The 14,507-nt window shown below is 46.2% G+C and carries 8 protein-coding genes and 1 pseudogene; 5 read left to right on the top strand and 4 right to left on the bottom strand.

Annotation, left to right across the window (positions count from 1 at the left end; genetic code table 11):
* Positions 1-86: 86 nt before the first annotated feature.
* Positions 87-3,452, top strand: coding sequence for a HEAT repeat domain-containing protein (locus tag MHI15_RS19255; protein ID WP_341164720.1), 3,366 nt, complete (start codon positions 87-89; stop codon positions 3,450-3,452).
* An 81-nt stretch (positions 3,453-3,533) separates the two neighbouring features.
* Here MHI15_RS19255 and MHI15_RS19250 read toward each other — a convergent pair whose 3' ends face one another.
* Entirely contained in the window at positions 3,534-5,309 is a 1,776-nt protein-coding gene (locus MHI15_RS19250) for an ABC transporter ATP-binding protein (protein WP_036684845.1), read from the bottom strand.
* A complete protein-coding gene (locus tag MHI15_RS19245) occupies positions 5,296-7,071 on the bottom strand; it encodes an ABC transporter ATP-binding protein (protein WP_076098706.1) in 1,776 nt (591 codons plus the stop codon). Before MHI15_RS19245 ends, MHI15_RS19250 begins: the two co-directional genes overlap by 14 nt.
* Positions 7,072-7,345: 274 nt before the next feature.
* Here MHI15_RS19245 and MHI15_RS19240 point away from each other — a divergent pair, with 274 nt between their 5' ends.
* From MHI15_RS19240 to MHI15_RS19230, 3 genes are all read left to right on the top strand, one after another.
* On the top strand, positions 7,346-8,047 hold the full coding sequence (locus MHI15_RS19240; protein ID WP_036684849.1) for an ABC transporter ATP-binding protein: 702 nt from the start codon (positions 7,346-7,348) through the stop codon (positions 8,045-8,047).
* 13 nt (positions 8,048-8,060) lie between these two features.
* A complete protein-coding gene (locus MHI15_RS19235; protein ID WP_341164719.1) occupies positions 8,061-10,706 on the top strand; it encodes an FtsX-like permease family protein in 2,646 nt (881 codons plus the stop codon).
* Between the two features lie 728 nt (positions 10,707-11,434).
* Positions 11,435-11,809, top strand: coding sequence for a hypothetical protein (locus MHI15_RS19230; RefSeq protein WP_341164718.1), 375 nt, complete (start codon positions 11,435-11,437; stop codon positions 11,807-11,809).
* 162 nt (positions 11,810-11,971) lie between these two features.
* Here the strand turns inward: MHI15_RS19230 and MHI15_RS19225 are convergent, their stop codons facing one another.
* Both MHI15_RS19225 and MHI15_RS19220 read right to left on the bottom strand, forming a co-directional pair.
* A complete protein-coding gene (locus MHI15_RS19225) occupies positions 11,972-12,418 on the bottom strand; it encodes a GNAT family N-acetyltransferase (RefSeq protein ID WP_340395023.1) in 447 nt (148 codons plus the stop codon).
* A 21-nt stretch (positions 12,419-12,439) separates the two neighbouring features.
* Positions 12,440-13,429 (bottom strand): annotated as a pseudogene (locus MHI15_RS19220) (DUF4003 family protein).
* Positions 13,430-13,652: 223 nt separating this feature from the next.
* Here MHI15_RS19220 and MHI15_RS19215 point away from each other — a divergent pair.
* The gene (locus MHI15_RS19215; protein WP_076305172.1) at positions 13,653-14,495 is read left to right on the top strand and encodes an aldo/keto reductase; all 843 of its coding nucleotides are present in this window, start codon (positions 13,653-13,655) and stop codon (positions 14,493-14,495) included.
* Positions 14,496-14,507: the final 12 nt, after the last annotated feature.

The following is a 14,507-nucleotide window of genomic DNA, read 5'->3' as shown; positions in this document are numbered from 1 at the left end:
TGAATTCTAGTTTTTTTAAAGGGGATAGATTAGGGTATAGAGAATAAAGTTCGGGTGGAATAAGAACAGGTTAACGAGGAGGACTTATGATTTTCAAAAGAGATCCATTGGATAAACAGAGCTTACTTAAAGAATTGGATTCGCTAGGTTATTCCGACAGAATCAAAAAAGTAGCAATCCTAGGCCGTGATCATCTCGGATCTGTCCAGTACTCCCAATTACTAGCCTCTTTGCTGGAGGATGGTGTTTATGAAGCACGACTTGCCTTAATCGGCGCCATTGCAACACAAGATGCTGCTATTATTCTATCAGCACTGCGGCATCCCAAGGCAAGTATCAGAAATACGGCTGCGGGTCTTTTGGCAAAGGTGGCTTCGGATGCTGATATTGAACGTGAGCTCCCCCATTTATCCCATGATTGCCGCCGCAAGCTGTTGCATAGTATTTCACAGATTAACCGTCAGGAATTAGCAGAACGCTTATTGCCTGTAGTGTATGCCCGATGGGGAGCGGAGGAAGCCGCGATTATATTGCAGGCCTGTTATTCGGCTACGGTAAGTAAATGGCTTGCTGATATCGGGTATGCCATAAAAGACTGGAAGAAATTATCCAGCCGGCATCTTAACGTAGTAGCAGAATACTTTGCAACAACACTGGAAAGCACACCACTCAGGGAAAAAGGCTATGTCTGGTGGAGATTCTCATCAGCTCTGGAGATCCTATGCAATCTGAAGGCAGACTTGGTGCTGGAGTGTGCGCTGAATCATGGACCTATGGGCATCATACATCCTGCGTTAAAAGAACAGCTTGGCACGCTTGTACGCCAAAATCCTAATAAGGTATATCAGCTGTTAACACGAACGGAGTCGCGGAGCGATCTGATTTCTTATGGTATTCCTGAAGCTGTTCTTAAAAGGAAAAAATATTTATCCATGGATCAATGGATGGAGATAGCGAAACTACTCGCAGATCACCCTATGCACATAGCAAAGCTGCTTCATAATATTGCACCTTCTAACCGCAAAGTCATTTTCGATGCTGTGTATGAAGAAGATAAACGTAATGAACGTATTTTTCCGGAAAGATTACTGTATGTATTACCGCATGTCTTGCGTGACAAGGAAGCCACCCGGATGCTTGGCCTTCGTGAAATCAATGATGACCGGGAGAGAACAATCAGATTTACAGCTTGCCGTTCTATTCTTCATTCAAGAGCGGGACTTGAACAAGCAACACAGGTATCCAGTGCAGACGAACGTGCCACGGCGCTTATGCAGCTGATCAGAAGTACCGTTCTGTCGAGACAGGGTATGAATGAAACTTTGGTGTACCTGGGCCGGATTAAAAATGATCAGGATCCTGTCCGGGGCGCTGTGTTTAAAGAGCTATCGGAAAGTCCTGCGTCTGTGTTCACGGATGCCCATGTACAAGAGCTTACTTTGCTTGTTGATAGTGTTATAGAGGCCAGAGATACTTCATATGGTACAAAATTTTCCGTTCAACAACTGGCGTTTGCTATTCTCCGGCATAACGCATTACATCCTCATGGTGAGCTGTTTAAGTTTTCTTTAAAAACGATTCAGAAATTGGCCAAGCAGAATGGGCAGCTTTCCCTTCCATCCTTGGAGAAGAATTTACCCCGGGGAGTAGAAGAGATTATCTTCGACGAAATTTATACATTAGCTGTACAGGCCAACAAAAGAGAAGACTACAATCTGGTGTTAAGCCTAGCTAGCTCATTCGGTAAAAGAGGTTACGGCATCATAAAACTTCAGAATCTGTTAAAGGAAGCAACGAAGGCAAAGGCGGATTCTACAGCCATACAAGCGGCCAGATACTGGCTTGCGCCTCGTACAACGCGTGATGCCAGAGTTAAGGAATTATTAGTTTTAGATAAATCGTATATTACGATCCATGAAGTGTTCCAGCATCTGCATCTGAAGCGTCAGGAATGGCTCGATCCTTTTATTTCAGGAGCTGTCATTAAGGGCAAGTTCCTATCAGGCAAAACTATCTATCTTGTGCCGGCCGCGGATGGATTCTACAGATGGCTGCCACGTCAGCAACAAGCTTTAAGTGCCTTATTAGAAAAAATTGCATACGATGCCAAACGTAATCTTTGGGAGCGTGCAAGCGTTATTAAGATCATGGCAAGCATGCCTGATCTCGGTTCGGATAGGTTACTTGGGCTTATGCAGGATAAGGAAGTAACTGTAGTAGAAGCTGCACTTCATGCCTTTTCGCTTATGGAAGAACCGGAGAAGGCACTTCCCGTTCTGCTGGAGAATCTGGATGGGGACCGGGCCCGTGTAGCCATGTACTCGATACCCAGATGCATCCGCAGGGTGAATCCGGTGTTACTGGTTACCATGCTGAAAGAGCTTCTGAATCGGGATAAGCTGAAGATCACTGTCAGAAAAGAAGCCATCCGCTTACTGGGCGCTTATAGAAGCGATGACAGCCTTCCGCTATTAATGAATGAGTTCGAGAAACCCAATGCACACAAGGATGTAATCATAGCCATAGGGCATGCTGCGAAACAGCTTTTAGATGATGAACGCGCTTGGGATATGTTAAGTACAATGGCTTCTTCATCAGAAAGTGACATTGCAGGAAGTTTATTATCTCAACAGCCTAATGCTCTTCCGCTAGACTTTAGACCACGTTATCTAGGATTAATCCTTGAAATCGCAAGGCACCAAGATGCGTATATTGGCAGATATGCTTTCATTTCTATGATGCGGTGGACAAATGGAAATGAAGGGATTGTTGCAGCTGCCACCGCTCAGTCTATTACGGATTTGGAAGACAGCACTAGATGGGAAACTGCTATGAACACGCTGGTAGAAACCTGTCGCGATGGTAAGATCAATGAGGTTGTAGTTGGTGTATGTCAGAGACTGGTTAGTGCAGCGATAAGGGATGAATGGAACGCCACTGCCAAAAGAGATTTGCCTCATCGGCAACGTCTACTGAAATTAGTCAACCAGCTGATAGCGTTGCCAAAAATCACCCGGATGCACCTTATCCCTTTGTATACGGATCTGATTGACTGTCTGGCATCTGAGGAGACCTTACAGCAAGCTGTGATGAAATTGTATATAGCAGCAATAGATTGGAATAATGTGAAGGAATCCGCCAATTATCTCAATCGGATGGTTACCACTATTTCAAAGCAGCCCCAGCTATTAAGCGATGTCTATAAGCAGGTCGCGTATAATTTAGAAGAGAGCACGGGATACTGGAGTCCGGAAACTTTATTGGAAATTGTAGATGTTCTAGGGTCTGAGAGCCGTTATGAATCTCAGTATATTGGACTTTCGTTGCTTGAAGTTGCCGGAAGTGCTCTATTGTGGAGTCCAGAGCCTGCAGAGCGTCTGCGGTTGTACAGAAATCACACGAACCTTGCGGTTCACTCACTTGCGCTAAATATTTGGACGGCGATAGATTAGTTTTTGATATTTTTTGAAAATAATAAAACATCAAAAAGCTTAGGCTGCAAATCGGCCTGAGCTCTTTTGATGTTTATTCGATTAAGCTTCCATCTTCTGTGCTGTGTAGAGGCGGTAGTAAAGGCCCCGCTGTGCGATAAGCTCATCATGTGAGCCGCTTTCCGCAATGCCTTTGTTAGATACGTACATAATACGATCGCAGTTTTTTACAGTGGAGAGGCGATGCGCGATAATGAACGAGGTGCGTCCCTTAAGCAGTTCATTCAGCCCTTTTTGCAATAAGCGCTCAGTCTTCGCATCAATGGAAGAAGTGGCTTCATCCAAGATGAGAATGCGCGGATCTGCCAAAAGTGTTCTTGCGAACGAAATGAGCTGCCGCTGTCCTTGAGACAGCTTGGAGCCACGTTCATTGACCTCTGTCATGTAGCCTTGATCGAATTCACGGATGAATTCGTCGGCGCAAACGGCCTTTGCAGCGGCGATTACTTCTTCTTCGGTCGCATCCAGTCGGCCGTACCGAATATTGTCCAGAATGGTACCGGAGAAGATGAAGCTATCCTGTAACATAATCCCCATCTGGCTGCGAAGAGATTTTAACGTCACCTGCGAGATATCCTGGCCGTCGATCAGAATCTGACCACTGGAAATGTTATAAAAGCGTGAGATCAGATTGACGACGGTTGTTTTGCCCGCACCTGTGGGTCCTACCAGCGCGATGCTTTCTCCCGCTTTGACCTTGAAGGAGATATTCTCCAGAATATTAAGCCCCGGGTCATAGGCGAAAGTTACATCGTCGAAGGTGACATGGCCCTGTACAGATGGCAGTGTTTTGGCATCCGGGATATCACTGACGGTAACCGGTTCATCCAGCGTTTCGAAGATACGCTCAAGATAGGCAACGGCGTTGATGAAGTTATTGTACAGGTTCGAAAGATTCAGAATCGGCTGCCAGAAGCGGGCAGCGTAGCTGCTCATCGCCAGAATGACACCGAGGGTCATGTCTTGAGGACTCAGTGTTAGTAGGCCTACAAGGAAAATTAATGATGTAACGATCGTAGACAAGTTGTCTACAGAGAACGGAATAAGTAAGTTGTAACGTTGAGCCTTCATCCATTCTTTACGGAAATTACCCGCGAGACGTGTGAAGATTCCTTCGTTACGTTGTTCCCGGGAGAACATTTGTGTCACACCAATACCGCTAATGCTCTCTTGCAGATAGGCGTTTAGGTTGGAGCTTTTGTTGGACACTGCTTGCCATGCCCGGCGTTGCCGGGTTTTGATCAGCAACATGATGCCAAGGAAGACTGGCAGTCCGGCAAGGATGACAAATGAGAGTCGTACATCGACAGCGAACATGAAGGCTGCGATAAAGAGCAAATTCACGATTTCTAGAATAAAGTTGATAATCCCGTTGGACAGCACATCTGAAACGGCGTTGACGTAATTTACGACCCGGATAAGGATCTTGCCCTGTGGGCGGTCGTCATAATATTTGAAAGGCAATTCTTGCAGATGCTTAAACAAATCCGTTCGGATGTCAAAAATAATATCCTGCCCAACACTCGTCATGATGCGCGAGCGTATCGTAGCCAGATAAACGCTGACCACGATGGTCACAAGCATCAGTGCAGCCCAACCCAGCAGTGCAAGCTTCTCTTTTGCCGGAATGGTCACGTCGATGACATGTTGCATGATCAGCGGAGCCGACAGTGAAATGGCTGCTGAAAGTGCACTGAGCACGAACGCAACAATCATTGGGGTTTTCTTTCGTTTGATATATACCATCGCACGCCGGAAGTGTTTTATATTAAACGGCGATTCAAGATTTTCATCGACGTCAAATTTATTCCTTGCCACTTGCGGTCACCTGCCTTCCAATACCCTCGTTCTGCAGTTTAAACACTTCGTAATAGTAACCACGTTTCGCTAGCAGTTCAGTGTGTGTCCCTTCCTCAACTAGCTTCCCGCCATCCAGAATGAGAATACGGTCGGCTTGCGAGGTAGTAGATACACGCTGCGCAATAATAATTTTCGTACAAGGATAGTCCAGTTCACGTAGACTTTTTTGGATATGCTCCTCCGTCTCAAGGTCGACCGCAGAGGTCGTATCATCGAGAATCAGAATAGGACGGTGTACCGCCAAAGCACGCGCTAAGGCAATACGCTGCTTTTGCCCCCCCGACAGTCCGACTCCGCGTTCCCCGACAACGGTATCATAACCTTCAGGCATTTTGGTAATGAAGTCGTGTGCGGCTGCGAGCTCTGCATAACCCATTGCATCTTCTTCCGGAAGATCAGGATCGCCATAGGCGATGTTTCCATCAATGGTATCAGAGAACAAGAGTACATCTTGGGTCGCCATGCCGATATTTCCACGAAGTTCATCAAGCTCCAGCTGCCGAACATCAACACCGTCTACGAGTACGCGCCCTTCAGCTACATCGTAGAAGCGAGGGATGAGGTTGATGATTGTTGTTTTGCCTGATCCTGTCGCGCCCATGATTGCTACAGTTTCACCGGGTTCAACGGTAAAGCTAATATCGTCCAGTACGATAGCGCTATCATATTTGAAGCGGACATGATCGAATTCAATACGGCCTTCATAACGGCGTTTGTCAGTGACAGTATGCTCATTAACAATATTTGGCCGGGCATAATAGATATCTACGATTTTGGACAAGCTCGCAAAAAAGCGCTGAATGTCGTTGATAATGATACCGATGTTGCGCATAGGGTTCGATATAGCCCAAATAAGCGAAGAGAAGGCCATAAACTCACCGAAGGTGATCCGGCCGTTCATAAGGAACAAACCACCAACCAACATAAGGATTACGTTGAAGCCCTGAGCGAAGGATTCCAGATAAGGAAAATAATCAAGCCATACAAGGGCGGCCTTTTTGTTCGCTGTAGAATAGTTGACATTCTTCTCTGTGAATTTTTCGACCTCGAATTCCTCACGGGCAAAAGCCTTGACCACACGGTTGCCTGAGATATTCTCCTGTGTAGTCGTGTTAAGCTGGGACAGCCGTTCACGCAAGTCAATATACATAGGACGGACGCGTTTAGCGAATATGTAAGCCACGATAAAAATGGGCGGTGACAGGATAAGCATCCACAGCGTCAGTTCCGCATCTATGGTGAAAAAATAGATAACGGCGGCAAGGAAGATCGTTAGCGATTCAATGATCGTCTTAAAAATCCAGGCCATAGAGTGACGAACCATGTCCAGATCGCCTGTCATCTTGGTCATGAGATCGCCGGTACGATTATGATCGTAGTATTTTCTGTCCTGTCCCTGAATTTTGTTGTACAAATAAATGCGGACATTGTACATCATATTTTGCGAGGATATCTCGTACTGCATGGTCGTGAAATATGCGAGACCTGTGCGCAGTAGAGAAAATCCGATCATGCCCAGACAGAGCATAATCAATAATTGCCGTTCTTGTGTAAGATTCTGCAGGGCGTTGTCACCAGCTATAAACGTATCGACAATGCGCTGACTGATGTACGGATTCACGATTGTAAGACTTGAGCCCACCACCGAAAGGCAGAGTGCCAGAATGTATCGCGTCCGGTTTCCCTCTAGGTTCTGCCATAGCCATTTCAGTTCGAACATCTGATCACCTGTTTCTGATTGTTCTTGTTCTTTCACTCTTGCCTGAAAAGAGTAAATAAAACAAAGTGATTATAACATTATCAAATGACTAAGTATCGTTTACGGTAAAATTTCCTTGTTACATTATTGTTACAAAAAAATGAACTTATTAATGATGTGAATTTCACCTTGTGTAATGAGGGTTTGCCATTCGGGCTTGGGCGTTCTAATTATGATAAACTGAGACAATGTAGAGTAATTAGACTTAGTTCGGATAGGGACAGGAGGAAGAGGAATGAGTTTTGTTGCTGTAAAAGGGGAGTACAAGCGTTACAAGATGGGCGAGAATGTAATTGTCGCGAATGACGGGATTGATTTTGAGATAAAAAAAGGTGAATTTGCCGTGATCGTCGGCCCAAGTGGTGCGGGTAAATCTACGGTGCTTAATATTCTGGGTGGAATGGATTCCGCCGATGAAGGTCAGGTCATTGTGGATGGCATTGATATCGCCAAGTTTAGTGCCAAGGAGCTGACAGGCTACCGCCGCAATGACGTAGGTTTTGTATTTCAGTTCTATAATCTAGTACCTAATCTGACCACACTGGAAAATGTTGAGCTTGCTTCGCAGATTTCCCCGCGTGCACTAGATGCACGTAAGGTGCTGGAGGATGTGGGTCTGGGCGCGCGGTTAGATAATTTCCCGGCTCAGTTGTCCGGTGGTGAGCAACAACGTGTCGCTATCGCCAGAGCGTTGGCTAAACAACCGAAGTTGCTGCTCTGCGACGAGCCGACAGGGGCGCTTGATTATAACACAGGCAAGCAGGTGCTGAAGCTGCTGCAGGATACTTGTCGTAACACCGGGACAACGGTCATCGTAATTACACATAATCTGGCGATCGCTCCGATGGCTGACAGGGTTATAGAGATTAACAACGCTAAGGTACGGAAGATGGTGATCAATCCTTCGCCGGTATCCGTTGACGATATTGAATGGTAAGGAGAAGGCATCTATGAAAAAGCGAGCATTGTGGAAAGATATTTTTCGTGAAATTGGGCATACCAAAGCCCGGTTTATTTCGATTTTTGCAATTATTATGTTAGGCGTCAGCTTTTTTGCCGGAATCAAGGCCACTGGGCCAGATATGCTGAATACAGCTGGAACCTTTTACAAAGAGCAGCGCTTGATGGATCTGAAGGTGCAGACTAACTACGGCCTGACCGAAGACAACATCGGGTTACTCAGAAATGTACAGGGGATCGATGAGATTCAGCCGAGCTATAGTGCAGATGTATTCATAGGTGATAATGCCTTAATACTTAAAGTCAATTCTTACAACACGGATAAACCACTTAATCAATACCGTATTATTGAAGGCCATCTACCGGAGCGTTCCGGTGAAATCGTGCTGGACGATAAGCTAGCGGAAGAATATGCGTTGGGTGACAAGGTATCTTTCAGTGGAAACGGTACGGATGCGGAGCTGTCGAACAACTTCGAGACACTGGAGTATACCGTAGTTGGCTTTGTTAGAAGTCCACAGTTTATTGAGCAAAGTACCCGGGGCACCAGTGGGATCGGCAAAGGTACGGCGGATGCGTTCGCCGCGATCCCGGAGTCAGATTTCAAGCTTCCGGTGTATACGGAAGCCTATCTGTCCTTTAAGGATACAGCCGGGGTGAAGGCTTATTCGCCGGAGTATGAAGATCTGATCGAACAGCATACCCATGCTGTAGAGCAGGCGATGTCTGGCGTGCCGGAAGCACGGCTTGCTGAGCTGCGGGCGGAAGGCGAGAAAGAGCTTTCTGGTGGCCGCGCAAAGGTGGCCGCCGCCGAGCAGCAGCTTGCGGATTTGCAGCGCCAGCCGGAGGAAGCGCAGCAGGAACAGGCTGCAAGTATGAAGGCAATTGCTGCCGGACTTGCTTCTGCCAAGGAGGAATTGGCGGCAGGGGAGCAAAAGCTTGCAGAGCTGGAGCAGCTTAAGGTCTACGTTACTGACCGAAGCGCTAATCCGGGATATGCCGAATATAAAGATAACGCTGATCGGTTGTCGGCGATTGCCAGTGCGTTTCCTGTGTTCTTTTTCCTGATTGCTGCGCTGGTCAGCTTGACCACCATGACACGGATGGTTGAGGAGCATCGCCTGCAGATCGGGACACTGAAAGCACTCGGTTATGGCAACCGCGACATTATGGCCAAATTTCTGGTCTACGGTACGCTTGCCAGTCTGGCGGCTTCAATTGCGGGTCTTGCGGTTGGTTTTACCCTGTTTCCGGGTATTATCTACGATGCGTATAGTGCAATCTATAATTTACCGGATATCACGAAGAACTTCTATCTTTCGTATTCGATCATATCCGTTATCGTAGCGTTAATATGTACTACGTTGACGGCGTGGATTGCCTCACGGGTAGAACTGCGCAGCAATGCTTCCGTATTGATGCGTCCGAAGGCACCAAAGAGTGGCCAGCGTATTTTACTGGAGCGGATCACTTTTATATGGAAGCGATTGAGCTTTGTCCAAAAGGTTACCGCACGGAATCTATTCCGCTATAAGCAGCGGATGTTCATGACTGTATTCGGCGTGGCTGGCTGTACAGCGCTGATCCTGACGGGATTTGGTCTCAAGGATTCAATTGGCAGCATCGCCGGGTCGCAATTCGGCACGATTATGAAATATGATGCACTGGTGGCACTGCATGAAGATGTGTCTGCCGATGTGCTAAAAGCCTACGACCAACTAATCACTGGTGAATCTGCAGTAACTGGGACGCTGAGTGTGGCGCAAGAACGGATGACCGCACATGCTATTGGTGTAAATGACCAAGAGGTTCATCTGTTCGTTCCTACCTCTGTTAACTCTTTATCCGATTTCGTGGAGTTGCGTGATCGAAAAAGTGGAGAAGGACGGATGCTTACGGATGATGGGGCTATTATCTCAGAGAAGCTGGCTAAGCTGTATGGGCTGGAGTCTGGTGATAAATTGACCGTGGTGGACAAAGATAATGAAACATTCGAGATTGAGGTCGCAGCGATTACAGAGAATTATGTAATGCACTATGTTTATATGACACCGGCATATTATGCTTCTGTGTTCGGAGAAAAACCGCTATTCAACACAGAACTGCTGAACTACACCGCACACGATAAAACATGGGAAGACAAATTTGGTGAGAAGCTGACGGCTAATGAGGGCGTCGCTGCCATCAGCTTTTCCAGCAGTGTAGGTTCCGCCTTCGATGAGACTATGAAGAGTATGGACGTTGTAACTTTGGTGCTCATTGTTTCAGCGGCGGCGTTGGCTTTTGTCGTCCTCTACAATTTGACCAATATCAATGTGTCCGAGCGGATCCGGGAGCTGTCAACCATTAAGGTACTGGGCTTCTACGACAAGGAAGTAACCATGTATATTTACCGCGAGAATATGCTGCTTAGCCTACTCGGTATTGTGGCTGGATCGGGTCTCGGCATAGTGCTGCATAGCTTCGTCCTGAAGACGGCCGAGCTGGATGCGACGATGTTCGCTCCGATCATCAAGTGGCCAAGTTATATTTATGCGGCGCTCCTAACCCTCTTGTTCTCCGGTATAGTCATGGCGTTCATGCATATTAAGCTCAAACGAATCCATATGATAGAGGCTTTGAAGTCGGTGGAATAGCATCTAAAAATGCCAGAGCTGCGGCTCTTTCTATGAAATAGCTTCACTGGAGTCCGAAACTATGCCTCAAAGGCGATAAATGAGCAAATAGCGTCCTCTGGGTCCGTAAGCAACAGGGGATGGTTAGGAACCGACGCTATCGTTCGCTATCGTTCGCTATCGATACCATCCGATGATTTCTGACGATATTGGATGCTATCTGAATCTATGCCTGACGCTATAGGACGCTATCGGACCCAGATGACCTTAAACGCCGGATTATCCGCCATTTGGAATGTTATCGGACTCCATAGCAGCTATTGGCATAAAAAACGCCAGAAATGAGGCTCTTTCTATAGAATAGCGACACTGGAGTCCGAAACTATGCTTCTAAGGCGATAAACGTGCAAATAGCGCCCCCTGGGTCCGTAAGTAACTGGAGATGGTTAGGACCCGAAGATATCGGAGCCATCAGCTGCCATCCGACGTTTTCTGACGATATTGGATGCTATCTGAAACTATGCCTGACGCTATCGGACGCTATCGGACCCAGATGACCTTAAACGCCGGATTATCCCCCATTTGGGATGTTATCGGACTCCATAGCAGCTATTGGCATAAAAAACGCCAGAAATGAGGCTCTTTCTATAGAATAGCGACACTGGAGTCCGAAACTATGCCTCAAAGGTGATAAATGAGCAAATAGCGTCATCTGAGTCCGGAAGCACAGAGAGCTTTGATTTGGCGATGTGCATGAGGGTATATGCGTAGATTTAGAAGTGGTTGCAGAAGTAGAAGTAGAAGTAGAAGTAGAAGTAGAAGTAGAAGTAGAAGTAGAAGTAGAAGTAGAAGTAGAAGTAGAAGTAGAAGTAGAAGTAGAAGCAGAAGCAGAAGCAGAAGCAGAAGCAGAAGCAGAAGCAGAAGCAGAAGCAGAAGCAGAAGCAGCAGTAGCAGCAGTAGCAGCAGCAGAAGCAGTAGAAGTAGAAGTAGCTGTAGCAGTAGAAGTAAATGCAGAAGTAGAAGCAGAAGTAGAAGTAGAAGTAGAAGTAGAAGTAGAAGTAGGGGTAGAGGTAGAATTAGATGAAGATACAGCTGAACCGAATACTCGGAGCCGTTTCGCCTAGCTCCTCCTATCTACGCCTAGCTTCTCCTATCCGCTCTTGCTTCGCCAACCTAAACTGCAGACAACTAAACAACAGAGCAGCGTTCTCAAACGAGAGAATCGCTGCTCTGTTGTCTTTTTACAATATTAAAATGCATTGAACTGTCTCCTGCATAGGAAAAAGCTACTTAAGCGACATGTGCAGGATAGGAAAAGGATTACCTTGTTCGTCGAGTGCTGAACGCTCAAAAACCTGAAATCCCATATGCTCATAGAAACCTAAAGCTTGGGGATTTTGCTCATTCACATCCACGAGGTGTACGGCGAGTTTCTGCATGACATAAGCTACTAGCGCTTTTCCAACCCCTTTTCCCATTGCAGCAGGTTCTACGAACAGCATTTCAATCTTATTATTCTGAACCCCTATGAAGCCAAGCAACTGTTCCTCATCATCTGTGAAAGCAAACAAATCGCTTATGCCCTCAAGCGCCTGCGTGACCAGCGGCCGCAAAGCATCGATCTCCTGCTCGGATAGAAAAAGATGAGTATGCCGCACGGATGATTCCCAAATGTTCAGTAGACGGTTTAACAATTCTTCATTTCTAGTTGTGAAGATTTTTATTGAGTCCATATCTTTCCCTCACGATTCAATCTAATTCGAAGAAGAAGCTGCAGCCGCAGCTGATGCAGCTGCTGCACCGGCAAGAGCAGCCTGTTGCGCAATTACAATATTGGTAATGTTGGTAGAAAGCATCGAAGTTAATACGCCGTTTTGCACATCCTCCACAGATCTGAAGGCTACCAGTGCAGAAGACAAGAGCAGTAATTCCTGCTTGCCAATAGACCAGTTCCCGAAGCCCTTTTTTGTACGCAAAAATTCGTAAGTCTCCGAGACATCAGTAACGATGTCCTCCTTGTTGCAAGGGAGCAGGGATAACACGCCCAGTGAGGAGAGGGTATATTCCTTGTCTAGCCGGATACCCTGTGCACGAAATGCATCTCTTAATGCCAATACACGGTCCGCTGCTTGAGGGGCTTCTTCCCCAAGAACCAATACCTGGGTCAGGGCTTGCACACTGTTGCCTGACATAAACTCGGGCTTAAGCGTTACATAGAGCTGCTCCATGCGGTCCACGCCACTCTCAACATCGATATCGGAAAGACCAAGCATCGCGGAGAAGATATAATCGTCCTATCCGGTAAGGAAACGATGTTTTGCCTTCATACTATCGTAAAATAGCTTTGCCCGTTCTACCGTACGCTGATACTGATCCGATGTTGCATTAGCAGCGATTTGATAGGCAGCAACGACGAGATAATCAGAGGCTCTGAATTTGGCTTCCTTCATTAAATCATACACGGCAAGTGTGTTTGCAAGCAGAGTTTCCTTCTCGTCAGAAAGAGAGAGCAGGGCAGCAATACTGATCACCGAAGTCCCTCTAAATTGAGAGAAAATCCCGGTACTCTCCTTAATTAGCTCATAGCTGGCACGGATGGCTTCGTCATCTGCAACTTTGTCTTCTACAGCATACAATAGTGCCGCTAACCGATTAACCATTGCATTTTGCCATGAGAAAGCTTTTTTGATCCTCTGAGCGTTGTCTGCGAACAATTCAAGCCTAGCTGGATATTGCTCCTTCATTGGATACACCTCTTATCTCTACTTTTAATTCATAACATTACGAAAATCCTGTGTTGTAGATTCATTTTACTATAAAAAATAAATCGGATGCCCACGAAAGCGGCTTACTAATAGGCTAGAGGTTGTTCAGGTGACCCGATGATTGAGTTTACTATGAGGATGTTATAATAATTATAAGATGGATCGACTGGGGTTTAAATGACAACAAAGGAGAAGAGCGACGATGACTGAGAGAATACCTGAAATCGTATTGAACGATGGAGTGAAGGTGCCTGCGATTGGTTTTGGTACCTACGCGTTAAACGGAACTGAGGGAGCACAAAACATCACTAAGGCGATTGATGTTGGCTATCGTCTGATCGACACTGCGTTTAATTATGAGAACGAGGGTGCTGTAGGCCAGGCTGTTCGGCAAAGTTCTGTGCCTAGGGAAGAGCTACTCATTACTTCCAAACTGCCAGGACGCCATCACTCTTATAAAGAAGCGTTGTCTACTATACAGGAGTCTTTATTCAGAGCCGGATTGGATTACTATGATTTCTATCTCATCCACTGGCCTAACCCTAGAGTGAATTTATATGTTGAGGCCTGGCAGGCGATGATCGAGGCACGTAAGCAAGGTTTGATTCGCTCCATCGGTGTATGTAACTTTTTGCCGGAGCATATTGAACGTTTGATACAAGAAACTGGTATAGCGCCGAGTATGAATCAGATTGAGCTGCATCCTCATTTTAATCAGGAAGAGCAACGTGCATGGAACAAAGAGCATGGGGTAGTGATTGAATCGTGGAGTCCATTGGGACGGGCTAGCAGTATACTGGAAAATGAGAAAATAGCGGAAATAGGCAAGGTTCATAATAAATCGATATCGCAAGTTATCTTACGTTGGCATATACAGCTTGGGGCTATTCCCATTCCAAAGGCTTCTTCTCTAGAGCATCAACGTGATAACCTGAATATTTTTGATTTTAAATTATCGGAAGCTGAGATGACCGTTATTTCCGGATTAACCTCGCCAACAGGTCGCATAGCTGATCAAGATCCCGCATCGTATGAAGAATTTTAATAAATTTAACTA

Origin of the sequence: Paenibacillus sp. FSL H7-0918, from assembly GCF_038007025.1 — a bacterium.
Taxonomy (GTDB): Bacteria; Bacillota; Bacilli; order Paenibacillales; family Paenibacillaceae; genus Paenibacillus_AQ; species Paenibacillus_AQ odorifer.
Note: the sequence above shows the minus strand (reverse complement) of the source record. Positions and strands in the feature narration are given on the sequence as shown.

What these genes read in the sequence shown, in the direction of transcription:
- MHI15_RS19225 (WP_340395023.1), bottom strand. Translation starts at nt 12,418, where the DNA reads ATGGACTCAATAAAAATCTTCACAACTAGAAATGAAGAATTGTTAAAC.
- MHI15_RS19245 (WP_076098706.1), bottom strand. Translation starts at nt 7,071, where the DNA reads ATGTTCGAACTGAAATGGCTATGGCAGAACCTAGAGGGAAACCGGACG.
- MHI15_RS19215 (WP_076305172.1), top strand. Translation starts at nt 13,653, where the DNA reads ATGACTGAGAGAATACCTGAAATCGTATTGAACGATGGAGTGAAGGTG.
- MHI15_RS19255 (WP_341164720.1), top strand. Translation starts at nt 87, where the DNA reads ATGATTTTCAAAAGAGATCCATTGGATAAACAGAGCTTACTTAAAGAA.
- MHI15_RS19235 (WP_341164719.1), top strand. Translation starts at nt 8,061, where the DNA reads ATGAAAAAGCGAGCATTGTGGAAAGATATTTTTCGTGAAATTGGGCAT.
- MHI15_RS19240 (WP_036684849.1), top strand. Translation starts at nt 7,346, where the DNA reads ATGAGTTTTGTTGCTGTAAAAGGGGAGTACAAGCGTTACAAGATGGGC.